Source organism: Streptomyces sp. XY431, from assembly GCF_001279805.1.
In the GTDB taxonomy this organism is placed as follows: Bacteria; Actinomycetota; Actinomycetes; order Streptomycetales; family Streptomycetaceae; genus Kitasatospora; species Kitasatospora purpeofusca.
Genome location: NZ_LGDO01000207.1, coordinates 52,444 through 65,170, shown reverse-complemented (window position 1 = coordinate 65,170; position 12,727 = coordinate 52,444). Strand labels below are relative to the sequence as shown.

General features: G+C 70.1%; 6 protein-coding genes and 1 pseudogene. 4 read left to right on the top strand and 3 right to left on the bottom strand.

What is annotated here, in order from left to right; all coding sequences use genetic code 11:
- Together ADK60_RS44940 and ADK60_RS47735 are read right to left on the bottom strand one after the other, a co-directional pair.
- Positions 1 to 624, bottom strand: a pseudogene (locus tag ADK60_RS44940) (hypothetical protein); the annotation flags it as partial.
- A gap of 464 nt (positions 625 to 1,088) precedes the next feature.
- Positions 1,089 to 5,018, bottom strand: a complete 3,930-nt coding sequence (locus ADK60_RS47735) for a polymorphic toxin-type HINT domain-containing protein (RefSeq protein ID WP_159400511.1) — start codon at positions 5,016 to 5,018, stop codon at positions 1,089 to 1,091.
- A 449-nt stretch (positions 5,019 to 5,467) separates the two neighbouring features.
- Between ADK60_RS47735 and ADK60_RS20550 the strand changes: the two genes are divergently transcribed.
- The 4 genes from ADK60_RS20550 to ADK60_RS20535 all read left to right on the top strand — a co-directional run bounded on the left by ADK60_RS20550 (position 5,468) and on the right by ADK60_RS20535 (position 11,142).
- The gene (locus tag ADK60_RS20550) at positions 5,468 to 5,992 is read left to right on the top strand and encodes a hypothetical protein (protein WP_234371182.1); all 525 of its coding nucleotides are present in this window, start codon (positions 5,468 to 5,470) and stop codon (positions 5,990 to 5,992) included.
- A gap of 89 nt (positions 5,993 to 6,081) precedes the next feature.
- Positions 6,082 to 7,893 (top strand): DUF8189 domain-containing protein, encoded by a 1,812-nt coding sequence (locus ADK60_RS20545; RefSeq protein ID WP_053647941.1) that lies wholly within the window; start codon positions 6,082 to 6,084, stop codon positions 7,891 to 7,893.
- A gap of 62 nt (positions 7,894 to 7,955) precedes the next feature.
- Positions 7,956 to 9,449, top strand: coding sequence for a S1 family peptidase (locus ADK60_RS44930; RefSeq protein WP_053647939.1), 1,494 nt, complete (start codon positions 7,956 to 7,958; stop codon positions 9,447 to 9,449).
- A gap of 523 nt (positions 9,450 to 9,972) precedes the next feature.
- Positions 9,973 to 11,142, top strand: a complete 1,170-nt coding sequence (locus ADK60_RS20535; RefSeq protein WP_053647937.1) for a UDP-N-acetylglucosamine--N-acetylmuramyl-(pentapeptide) pyrophosphoryl-undecaprenol N-acetylglucosamine transferase — start codon at positions 9,973 to 9,975, stop codon at positions 11,140 to 11,142.
- A 992-nt stretch (positions 11,143 to 12,134) separates the two neighbouring features.
- Here the strand turns inward: ADK60_RS20535 and ADK60_RS20530 are convergent.
- Positions 12,135 to 12,656 (bottom strand): DUF6584 family protein, encoded by a 522-nt coding sequence (locus tag ADK60_RS20530; RefSeq protein WP_045944244.1) that lies wholly within the window; start codon positions 12,654 to 12,656, stop codon positions 12,135 to 12,137.
- Between the last annotated feature and the right edge of the window lie 71 nt (positions 12,657 to 12,727).

Below are 12,727 nucleotides of genomic sequence, written 5' to 3'. Positions count from 1 at the left end.
CAGCAGGCGGCGGGCGCCGCGCTGGTCGGGGGCGGCTTTGCGGCGCAGGCGGTAGGCGGGGCGGGCATCGACGCGGTGGCGCCAGGTGGCGCGGTCGATCTTCTTGTTGAGGAGGTCGGCGGTGGCGGTGATCAGCGGGGCGGGGATGTTCGGGCAGTACCAGGTGCCGTCGACGAGCAGGGCGCCGGCGTGGCTGCCCTGGATGCCGAGCTGGTCGCGGCGGTAGTCCCAGATCGGCCGGTAGCCGAGGTCGAGCAGAGGGAGGTGGAAGCTGTCGGGCTGGGCGCTGCTGTAGGCGCGATCGGCGGCGAGCCAGCCCGGCTTGTATCCGCGCCGGCTGAGGTCCTTCAGGGCGGTGAGGGCGTTGCCGGCGGGGTCGTGTCCGGGCTTGTGGACGGTGAACGCCAGTGCCAGGGCCGGGAGCCGCAGGTGCGGGGGCAGGTCGCGGCTGGGGGTGGTGTCGCCGGAGACGACGAGGGTGGCCTCGTAGCCGAACAGTGCCGGGCGGGCCTTCGCGCGCCTGCGGCCAGCCGTTGTGTCGCCGGGGTCGCGGTGGTCGCCGTCGCGTACGTACCCCGCCTCCAGCGCCAAGCCATCGACGTCCTCAGCAACGTTCTTCGCCACGCCGCAGATGCCACGGCCGAGCCCGACGACGGCGACGAACCGCCACTTTGTGCAGCACCCGTCCGCTGACGTTGCCGTCAAGCGTTGCCGTCAAGACGGCCAGAGGCCCCGCCGGAGTGAACTCCGGCGGGGCCTCTGAAATGCACAGCGGAATCCACCGTGAGTAATCCAAGAACCTCAAGAGCCCTGGTGTTCTAGCAACGAATTCATCCGCCGGGAGAGATCCAGGGCGGCTGATTTCAATTGAGATCCACTCAGCTCGCCAGGGCCAGGATCCCCCTCGCCCCCGTAGTAGTCGGCAGCCATGTAGAAGAGTTCGGTCGCCATTTGGTAATGAGCTTCCGAAGGGAACGGCTCGGCATAGTGCTTGTACAGCGGGAGACACACCTGAACAAACTCTTGCGGAGACAACCTTCCCTCCGCAACCGCGCTCGCCAACACCGCGAACGGCTCCAACCTGGCATTCACAGCTTCCCCTGTGTCGTTAGGTACAAGAACTGATCTGTCCCCGGGGCCGATTTCCAGCCGCCCAAGTACTTGCCCGTCGCGGGGTTGACTGACACGTGCAGCCCGGTATTGAGGTCCACGTAGTGCAAGGCAGGATCCCCTCGGAACGTCCCTCGGATCTGAACATTTCCAGGATTCTTCACGAAATAACGAACCGCCTCCACGAACGCTTCCTTACTCGCCGTACTCTCCGAGGCCGTGATCCCGAAATCATCAGCATGCTTGAAATAGTGAGGCACCCTATTCGAATCCATCCAAATCGACCCGCAGCCAGGTCCGCTGTTATGAACCAGGACTGGCGTCGACCCCGCGAGGACATAGTACGTGTGGAGGTCCTGGACGGTCAGGTTGTAGGCCGCGTCGAGTCCCGTGCGGTGTCTTGCCTCGGTGACGTCCGCAGTTTGTCCGTTCGGGGTGCGCAGGCTGTCGCCGCTGTTGAGGCTGTCGGCGTTGGCCCACCTCGAGTCGTTCTCGACCCAGAAGGGGTGGTGGTCGGTGGCGGTGAGTGTCCCGGTGGTGCCGTCCTTCGCTGTGATGGTGAGGTCGGAGAATTCCCGGTCGTCAGGGGTGTAGATAGTGGCGTCGACGCGGCGTCCGCCGGTTTCCCCTGTTTCGGGGTCGGTTGCCCAGACCTGGTTGCCGACGCGGATCTGCTCGATCGGGAGGGCGGTTTTGTCGGCCATGAGGACGCGTATGCCGGCGGGGAAACTGTTCGGCTTCAAGCAGTCTCCCGCAATTCGCCTGAACCGTGCCGCTGCGGCGGCTTCCTCGGCGTTCTTGGCCTTTCTCGCGAGTTGGGCGAGCTTGGCTGCCTTTCCGGCGGGGAAGAAGCTGACGGCGAGTTCCGCGCAGGCTATGGCACTCTTGTTCCTGATGCATTCCTCGGCGCTGTCGAAGCCGAGGACCATCTTGAAGACCTTCTTGAAGAGTTCGGCCTTGTCATGGACGCCATTGAAGAATTCTGTGACGTCGTCGAGCATGTCCAGGAGGCCGTTCGTTATCGGCCCGGTTGGTATGTTGAGGAAGCACCTGAGGGACGAGAGCCGGTGGCTGCAGGGCTTCTTGTTTGCGCTGCTGTAGTCCTGCTCGGCCTGGGTTGCCTCGCTCTGGATCAGTGCTTCGAGTTCCTTCTTGAGCTCCTCCTCGATCTGTGTGGCCTCGGCCTGGGTGTTCTCCTCTTCGGTGGCGAGTTCGGCCTGGCGTTCCTGGTTCGCCTTTGTTACGGCGATGTCCCAGGCCTGGTCGGCGGCCTGCTGTGCGGCGTCGGCGTCCTGGCCTGCCGCTTGCGAGGAGGCGTAGGCGTTGTCCGCGGCGGTGCGGGCGGTGGTGGCGGACCAGCGTGCTTGGGCGGCGGAGGCGCTGGCGCGGTTGGCGGAGGCGGTGGCCTTGCCGGCGTCGCGTGCGGCGGCGTTGGCGGCGTTGCGGGCGGTGGTGGCGGACTGGCCGGCGCGGGTGGCGGAGGTTTCGGCGTTCCGGGCGGCGGTGCTGGCGTCGGCTGCGTATCGTGCGGCCTGATCGGCGTGAGAGCGAGCTTGGGTGCCGGCGGTCTGGGCCTCGGTGGCGGCGTTGTTGGCGATGGCGGCGGCTTCGGTGGCTTCCCAGGCGTCCTGCTGGGCCTGGGCCGCGGTCTGGGCGGCCTTGGCGATCAGGTGCCGCATCTGGTCGGCGTGGGTGGCGGCGAGCAGGTCCTTGCGGTCGGCCATGTAGCGGTCGGTCTGCAAGAAAGACGTGACGAGGCCTGGGGGGCCGGCGAGGGCGAGTTTGGCCGCGGCCTGGACCTCGGGGCCGCCAGCGGCCAGGAGCTGGGTGGCCTGGACGCGTTCGTCGATCCGGCGGGCGGTGTACTGGCCCGTCATCAGGAAGGCGGCGACGGCGTGGGGTGAGCCGTCCCGCAGGGCGGCTTCGCCGGCTTCCTTGACGCTGGCGCCGCCGGTGGCGATCAGCTGGTAGGCGCGGATGCGGTTGTCGGTGATCGCGGCGTCGTGCTGGCCGGTGGTGAAGAAGGCCTCGATCTGCTGGGGGGTGCCTTGGAGTGCGGTGGTTGCGGCGGTGCGCACGGCCTGGTCGGGGCTGTCCTGGGCGATTTCGACCACGTTCTGGCGCATGTCGTCCAGTTCGGCCTTGTGCCGTCCGGTGCGTGCCCAGTCGACGACCGCCTCGTCGGTGCCGGACAGGGCGGCCTTGGCGGCCTCCTGGCTCCACGGTCCGCCGGTCTTGGCGGTGTGGAGCGCGGCCTTGCGGCCCTTGGCCGCCACGGCCTTGGGGTCGGCGTCGGGGCGGGCGGCTTCGGCGGCGAGGTCGGCGGCCTGCTGTTCGAGGGTCCTCCAGTCCGCGAGGAGGGCGCCGATGTTGCCGGTGGCGTCGTCCTCCTCCGCCTTCAAGGCTCGGGCTTCCTCGAGGGCGGCGGCGGTGCGGGCGGTGAGGTCCTCGCTCTCGGTCCTGCGGGCGAGGTCGTAGACGGTGCCCGCGGTGGTGACCGCCGCGCTCGCTGTCGCGGCGGCGGCGCGAGCGGCTTCCGCCTGGCGGGTTGCCTCGGCCGCGGAGGTGGCGGATTCGCCGGCGTGTTCGGCCGCCTGGTCGGCAGCGGTGGCGGCGTTCTGGGCGTGCGTGGCGGCGGATCGGGCGGCGTCGCGGGCCTGGTAGGCGGCCTGGGTGGCCTGACGTGCCAGGGTGCTGGAGGCGGTGGCGGCTCGGTCGGCCTCGCGGGCCTGGCGGCGGGCCTGGTCGGCGGCGGCGTGGGCCTGCTGGGAGCTGGCGCCTGCGGCGTTCGCCAGGTTGCCGGCCCTGTCGGCGGAGCCGGCGGCCGAGTTCGCGTTGGCGCTGGCGCTCCTGGCCGCCTCCGATGCTTCGTCAGCTGCGTTGGATGCGGCGCCCGCGTGTTCGGCGGCCTGAGCGGCGCGCTGGGCGTCCGCGGCGGCGTTGCGGGCCTCTTCGGCCCGCTGGCGGGCCTCGGCGGCCCTGCCGCGGTCGGAGGCCGCGGCGTTGGCGGCCCTGCGGGCGTCGGCCGCGGCCAGGGCTGCGCCGCCTGCGGCGCTGGCGGCGGCGCTCGCGGCGCCGGCGGCGGTGCGGGAGGCCCGGTTGGCGGCGCCGGCGGCCGCGACCGCCTGGGCGGCGGCAGCCGCGGCACCCTGGGCCGCGTCGGCGGCACGCGCGGCCGCCTCCTTGACGCGGGCCAGGTCCTGGCCGGCCGCCTCGGTCTCCCTGGCCGCGGTCTCGGCTGCCTCCTTGGCCAGTCGGGAGGTCTCGACCGCGCGTGCGGAGGCCGCCTTGGCGGCGTCCTTGGCGATCTGGGTCTGCCGGCCGGCCTGCTCTGCCTGGTCGGCCAGCTGGGAGATCGTGGCGCGTTCCTGGTCCCTGGCCAGGGCCACGAACTGCCCGACCGAGAGGAACTCGGCGATATCGGCGGGCGTGCCCCGCAGCGCGACCTTGGCGGCTTCCTTCATGGCGGGGCCGCCGGCCGCGAGGAGCTGCATCACGCGGGCGCGGTCGTCGACCGCGGCGGCGTCGTACCGGCCCTGCTCGAGGAACTTCTTCAAGTCCTCGGGGGCGCCCTGCAATGCGGCGGTGGCCTGCTCCTTGACACTCACCCCACCGGTGGCCAGGACCTCGAACGCCTCGACCCTGCGGTCCTGCTCCAGAGGTATCTGCCAGCCGTCCTTGAGGAAGGTGCGCAGCTCTCCCTGGGAGCCCTTCAGGGCCTTGGCGGCCGCTTCGCGTACCCCGGCGCCGCCGAGGCTGAAGATCTGGAACGTGGAGACGCGTTCGTCGTGGTACTCCGCGAGGTCCGCCTCGACGTCGAGGAAGCGTTTGACGTCCTCGTCGGTGCCGGTCAGCGCCGTCTCGGCGGCTGCCTTCACACCGGGGCCTCCGAGCAGCCAGATGTTCACGACCCGGGTGCGGTCCGTCTCCGTCGGCGCACCCGGGCCGGGCCCGGGGTCGGTAGCGAACGCGGGGACTGTGCCGAGCAGGCCCGCGGTGAGGGCCACCGGCAGTAGGCCCGCGCATATTCGGCCGAGGACCGACGCCCGGACCCTGCGGCGCCGCGTCCTCCCTGCGGCTCCAGGTGCCGCCAAAGATCGGATGGGATGGTTCACAATCAATCCCCCCAAATGGTGCATATATGTTTCGATAACAGAGCACCGAGCATCAGAAGCGGAATCCTGTATGCGAATTCATGAGGCGTGGCCGAAAAGTCGATCGGGAAGAGTTCTTGAACGATTCGATCACTCTCCCAGGGGCGGAGATTGCTGGTACTTTACGCTGGCTCCATCGTCGTTCAACACCCCTTCCGGCATTGCGGAATCATCGTGGTCCCGCCAGGATCGAAGGATCTGCCTTGATCAAATCCCGTATCCGAACGATTCTCATGGTCGGCGCCTCAGGAACTCTGCTGGTAGGCATCGGGCTCGCGTCCCTGTCGGCCGCGCAGGCTACTACCGGAGCCCCATCGGCGGAGGCGGACATGCCCACCGCTGTCGAGGACTTCCAGTACCCGGAGGCCGACCGGATCCTGACGGAGCGCAAGATCACGTTGAAGCGGGGCGACGGGCACATCCGACTCAAGGAAGGCCCCGACCACACGGTTCCGACCAGCTGCCAGGCGGCGAACGAGATCTTCGTCGAATCACGCCTCGACAGGCTCGGATACTGCTTCACCGTTTCAGGTACGACCGGCTACCTCACCATGGAACTGCCGGACGTCTATGGCATCTGGACCGAGGACCGCTCCGTCAGCGCCAAACTGGTCGCGGCCGGTCAGGAGAAGCAGGTGAACATCGGCCCGAACTCGGTTGAACCGGTCGGCGAGAGCCTGCCCGGCGGAAAGCGTTCGGTCCTGGTCGAACTGCGCATCACCGGATGATTCGGCCCCGCAGGGCCACTGCCGCGCGGCACCGAATGAACACAAAGCAATTTGCTCCGGCTGAAACAGGACTGAAAGGACAGCGCGCCATGCTTCGCTCGCGACTACGCTCGGCGTGGACGACCGGGGCGGTCACGACCGTCGCCCTGGCAGGTGTCCTGCTGGCCGGCACGCCCGCACCTGCCCTCAGCGGTGACGCCGCGCCGACCGGTTCCTACGCGTTCACCGCGCGCCTGGTAATCGGTGAGGGCGAACGCGCTTGCACCGGCGCCCTGGTCGATCCGTACTGGATCGTCACCGCCGCTTCCTGCTTCGCCGACGACCCCGCCCATCCGACGACCGTCCCCGCAGGCCCGCCGACACTCAAGACCACGGTCACCGTCGGACGCACCGACCTCACCACCACCACGGGCCAGGTCCGGGACGTCGCCGAACTGGTCCCCCGCACCGACCGCGACTTCGTCCTCGCCCGGCTCGCCACCCCCGTCACCGACATCGCGCCGGTGGCGGTGGCCGCAATCGCCCCCACTCCGGGCGAGGAGCTCCGGGTGGCGGGCTACGGTCGTACCAGGACCGAGTGGGTGCCGGACAAGCTCCACACTGCCCTGTTCACCGTCGGCACCGTCGACCCGACCGGCCTCGCCATCACCGCCAAGGCCCCCGCGGACGCCACCGTCTGCAAGGGCGACACCGGCGGCCCCGCCCTGCGACAGGTCGGCGACCACTACGCACTCGCCGCCCTCAACAGCCGCTCCTGGCAGAACGGCTGCCTGGGCGCCGCCCCGACCACCCGCACCGGCGCCTACAACACCCGCACCGACGACCTCGGCGACTGGATCCAACAGACCGCCTCCGCCTGGGCCGCAACCGTCCGGTCCGGGAACCGCGGCACCGTCTACAACCCGGACACCAGGACCGCCGAGATCTTCACACTGCGGCCCGACGGCACCATGATCCACGCCTACAACACCAACGGCGAGGGCTGGTCCGGCTGGTACGCGCTGGACCCCGCAGCCAGGTTCGCCGGAGAACCGGCTGTCCTCCACAACCCGGTCACCAACAACCTTGAGGTGTTCGCCACCGGCACCAACGGGTTGATGTACCGGGCGACATGGAGCCGCGCCACCGGCTGGGGGCCCTGGACCACGACCGGCGACTGGACGTTCCGCGGCGACCCGACCACCGTCTACAACCCCGACACCAGGACAGCCGAGGTCTTCGCCCTGCGCACCGACGGCGTGATGGCACACCTCTACAACACCAACGGCGAGGGCTGGTCCGGCTGGTACGCGCTGGACCCTGCAGCCAGGTTCGCCGGAGAACCGGCCGTCCTCCACAATCCGGTCACCAATGCGCTCGAGGTGTTCGCCACCGGCACCAACGGATTCATGTACCGGGCCATGTGGAGCCGGGCCACCGGCTGGACACCCTGGACCGCGACAGGCGACTGGACGTTCCGCGGCGACGCCTCCACGGTCTACAACCCCGACACCAGGACTGCCGAGGTCTTCGCCCTGCGCACCGACGGCGTGATGGCGCACCTCTACAACACCAACGGCGAGGGCTGGTCCGGCTGGTACGCGCTGGACCCCGGAGTCGCGTTCGTCGGCCTGCCGGCCGTCCTCCACAACCCGGTCACCAACACCCTCGAGGTCTTCGCCACCGGCACCGACGCATCGATCTACCGGGCCACGTGGAGCCGCGCCACCGGCTGGACACCCTGGACCACAACCGGCAGCTGGAAGTTCGGCAGCTCCCCCGCCGCGGTCTACAACCCCGACACCCGAACAGCCGAGGTCTTCGGCCAGGGCACCGACGGCGTCATGGCCCACGCCTACAACACCAACGGCGGAGGCTGGTCCGGCTGGTCCGTGGTAGGCCGGATCCCCGTGGCAGGCTGACCGAACCCGTGATCCACCCGCCCGAGGCACCAACAGGTTCAAGAACGGAGAAGAGCCACCTCATGCTTCGCTCACGGTCACGCTCGGCGTGGACGACCGGGACGGTCACAACCGTCGCCCTGACAGGTGCCCTGCTGGCCGGCACGCCCGCACCTGCCCTCAGCGGTGACGCCGCGCCGCCCGCCTCCTACTCCTTCACCGCCAAGCTCGACATCGGCGACGGCAAACGCGCCTGCACCGGCGCCCTGGTCGACCCGTACTGGATCGTCACCGCCGCCTCCTGCTTCGCCGACGACCCCACCCGACCGACCACCGTCCCCCCAGGACCACCCGCCCTCAGGACCACCGCCACCGTCGGACGCACCGACCTCACCACCACCACCGGCCAGGTCCGGGACATCGCCGAACTCGTCCCCCGCACCGACCGCGACCTCGTCCTCGCCCGGCTCACCACCCCCATCACCGACATCGCCCCGGTGCCCCTCGCCACCGCGACGCCCGTCCAGGGTGAGACCCTGCGCGTCGCCGGCTACGGCCGGACCAGGACGGAATGGGTGCCCGACCGGCTGCACACTGCGGCCTTCGGCGTCAACGGCGTCACCGCCACCGGCCTCGCCATCACGGGCACCGCACCGGCCGGGGCCGCCGTCTGCAAGGGCGACACCGGCGGACCCGCGCTCCGGGAGACCAACAACACCCTCCAGCTCGTCGCCGTCAGCAGCACCTCCTGGCAGAAGGGCTGCCTCGGCAGCACCGAGACCACCCGCGACGGCGCCGTCGGCACCCGGGTCGACGACCTGGGCGACTGGATCAGGTTCGTCCGCTCCGGCACAATGCCGCCCCAGGCCCCCGGTGTCCTGCGCTGGTTCCTCTCCGACTCCGCCCGGTCGAACGTCTCCACCCGGGCCGCGTTCGACTTCGGCAAGAGCCCGCTGATCCCGCTGGCGGGCAACTGGGACGGCATCGGCGGGGACACCCCCGGCGCCTACGACCCCACCACCGCCCACTTCTACTTGACGAACTCGCTCGACGGCGGCCCCAGCACCACCGACTTCGGATTCGGCAACTGCGGCGACGTCCCCGTGGTCGGCCGATGGGACGGCGGACGCACCACCGAAGTGGGGATCTACCGCCCGAGCACCGCCGAGTTCCACCTGCGCCACCACGACGGCACCGTGACGTCCTTCAGACTGGGCGACGGCGGCAACTGGAAGCCGATCGCCGGGGACTGGACGCACAAGGGCTACGACACCCCGGGGCTGTTCAACCCCGACACCGCCACCTTCTACCTCGTGAACTCCGCCCACGGCGGCGACGCCGACATCTCGTTCACGTTCGGCGCGCCGGGGGACACACCCATCACCGGTGACTGGAACGGCAGCGGCACCACCCAGGTCGGCGTCTACCAGGCCACCGGCAGCGTCTTTCGCTTCCGCGGCGCCGCTGCCGACGGATCCTCCACCTACGTCTACTACGGCGACGGCGGATTCCCGGTCACCGGCGACTGGAGCGGCAGCGGCAAGTCCACCCAGGGCATCGCCGTCCCCGGCCGATGAAGCATCCCGCAACGAGTGCCCTGGGAGACGATCTCCGGCGACGTGGGAAGTGATGACCGGTCGACCGGTCATCCCCGCAGGTCGACGCATTCTGTCGGAGGGCCACACAGAGAACGGCCGGTCGGATCCTCGGATCCGACCGGCCGTTCCAGTTTCCGGACCTGTGGATCGCCCCTCACGGCAGCGTGAGGGGCGATCCGCGTTCGCACTGGTTGGCGGAGTCGGTCACCCCTGCGAAGCAGACCTGGGTGACGGCAGCTGCGTCCTGGCTCGCGTAAGGCTTCGGCAGCCCAGCGGTCCGGGTCGGCGTGCCGGTCGACGGCCGCGTAGGCGTGTCCGTCCCACTGCCACAGCCGGTCCGGTGCGAACAACTCGCGCGGCAGCGCGGCCACGGCGAGCGCTCCGGCCAGTACCCGCGCGAGCGCACCAGGACGTCTCCCCCTCAGGTGTGACGGTCCAAATGGGCTCTCCAGGCAGGCACTAGCGTGAACCGGACGACGTCCGCGAACAGAGGAAGCACCCCGTGACGCAGCACAGCAGCGAGCCGTTCCGGCTGATCGTGACCGGAGGCGGGACCGGCGGTCACACGTACCCGGCCCTGACCGCGGTCCGGACCCTCCAGACTCGGTTCGCCGCGGCGGGCCGCGCGCTGGAGGTGCTGTGGGTCGGCGTCGACGGTGGCCTGGAGAACCGCGTCGCCGCCAGCGAGGGCATCCCATTTCGCGCGGTTGCCACGGGCAAGGTCCGGCGCTCGTCCAACCCCCTCAAGCTCGTGTCGCCCGCGAACGTGCGCGACATGAGCCGAGTCCCGCTCGGCGTGGCCCAGGCCCGCGCGATCGTCGCCGGCTTCCGGCCGGACGTCGTCCTCGCCACCGGCGGGTACGTGGCGGTGCCGGTCGGTCTGGCGGCGAAGATGTGCCGCAGGCCGCTGGTCGTTCACGAGCAGACTGTGCGACTCGGGCTGGCGAACCGGTCGCTCGCGCGCGCGGCCACCAGGTTCGCGGTCTCCTCAGAGGCCACCCTCGAACTTCTGCCGGAGTCGGTGCGCGGCACCACGGTGGTGACGGGCAACCCCGTCCGGCCCGAGGTGCTGGCCGGCCACGCCCGGAAGGCAGTCGACGCGCTCGGCCTGCACTCCTTCGCCTCCGGACTGCCGACCGTGTACGTGACCGGCGGCGCCCAGGGCTCGCAGCAGATCAACGAACTGGTGCGGGACACCCTTCCGTGGCTCCTCTCGCGGGCGAACGTGATCCATCAGTGCGGGCCCGCGAACCTCGACGCCCTCAGCGCGACGGTGAACGCCCTGCGGCCGGACCTGGCCGCCCGCTACCACCTGACCGGATACGTCGGCCCCGAGCTCCCCGACGTGCTGGCGCTGGCCGACGTCGTCCTGTCCCGCAGCGGCGCCGGAACGATCGCCGAGCTCACCGCGCTGGGCAAGGCCGCCGTGCTTGTGCCGCTCGCGACGTCGGCCGGCAACGAACAGGCCCAGAACGCGATGCACCTGCAGCGGCGACGCGCAGCGGTGGCGCTGACCGGAGAGGTCAACGCCACCATGCTGCAAGACGCGATCGAGCCGCTCCTCACCGACCCCGGGCTGCGGGGACAGATCGCCTACCAGGCTCGGCAGATGGGCCGCCCCGACGCTGCCGAGCGACTGGTCGACGTGCTGCTTTCCGCCGCCTCCGCCTGATCAGCAGGCCTGGGGCGTCGGCCTCCGATGTGCAGGGCTGTTGCCAAGGCAAACGGTCAGGGTCATGCGCATCACGGTCCTCCTGCCGATGTGAGGGCCTGTTCGAGTGAGTGAGCGATGGCCCAAGCCGTTTGCCTGATCCCCGACTTCGTCCTTCACGGAACGGTCGCCACCGGGATGATGACGAGCGACAGCACCGAAACCGAGGACAGCAAGATCACAAGACTGTATTTCTGACAGCCGCCTCGGGGCGTGATCGCAGCCGGGTGAGGGCCGCTCCCGTGGTGGTGCGGAGATCCGTGCCCGCTGCCGGCCGGGCGGCCGGTCCAGGGGAACGGCGGTCTGCGCGTCGGCTTGTGCCGAGTCGGCGGCGGGATTCCGCGGCGGCGTGTGTACGGGGCACGCCGGCGCTGTTGGAGTGCGGGAACGGCTGGACGGCCGCGGAGGCCCGGGGTCGGCGGCCCGGGCCTCCGCGGCCGGTCCTCTTGCGCCCGACTCCTGGGCGTACGCGGCGACCGGGCGCCGGCGGTGCGGACGGAGCCAAATGCGTCCAGGAGGACGGACCGTCCCGGACTGCGAAAAGGCCAGCCGAGCTGGTGCATCCGGCTCACGCCTGTTGCCACCCTGGCGGCTCGTCCTGTTTCGGGACGGCCTGCCCTTGAGGGCACGGGAGGTGATGCCCCAGTATCGACGTGGGAAATGATCTTTGGGGTGGCGGGAACGCCCACATCGCCGAGCGGCTGTCACTACAGGTCAATGGATTCTGTCGGTTGGCCCGTCCCGGCCGTGTCCGACCGTTCTCCTGCCGTTCTGACGACGTCTTCGGAGCCGTGTTCGCGATCGCCCGGGGCAGTCGGCTTCCGGGTCGTCGACATCCCGGACAGGGAGATCAGCTGTCTGCCAGCAGGGACCTGGAATGTCGAGCCAGAAGGATCTCGGCGGTGGGGGAGCGGGTTACGTGAAGGCTGCCCGCGGGCGGCGGCGGCGAAGGGTCAGAGCCACCAGCGAACGAAGGTGGCGACGCCAAGGGCCGCGAAGCCCAGGAGCACCAGAGCGGCGAGAGCCAGTCCGGCGCAGAACAGCTTGCCGGCCGAGTCGTCACTGTCGGAGTGCTCGGTGTTCTCGGCGTGGTCACGCACGTGGTGCCAGTGGATGGGGCGGCCTGCCTGCGCGGAGGCTGCCTCACGGAGCCCGGCCAGCCGGGCTCGGGCGGTGTCCGTCGGCGCCGACTCCTCGGGACCACGCCAGGCAACGGCCACCATCCGGTCGAGCGGATCGGGGTGACGGGCCTCGAAAGCCGCCGTCTCGCCCGGATCCCGGTCCACGTCGAGGTAGGCCCAACGGCCTGCCTCGGCCGACTCGCCGTACAACCGGTAGACCTCGGCCAGCCGCTGCCTGGCCGTGAGGTCCGCCGGGTACGAGGCCACCAGGCCGCGCAGGCGTTGACGAGCGACGGGTATCCGGCCGGCACGAAGGTCCGCATCAACCTTGACGAGGGTGGTCTCAACTGTCACCAGAGCATGGTGACGAATGAAGAACGACTGGTCAAAGGACTTACCGGCCGGCTCAGCTGTATCGGATTGGG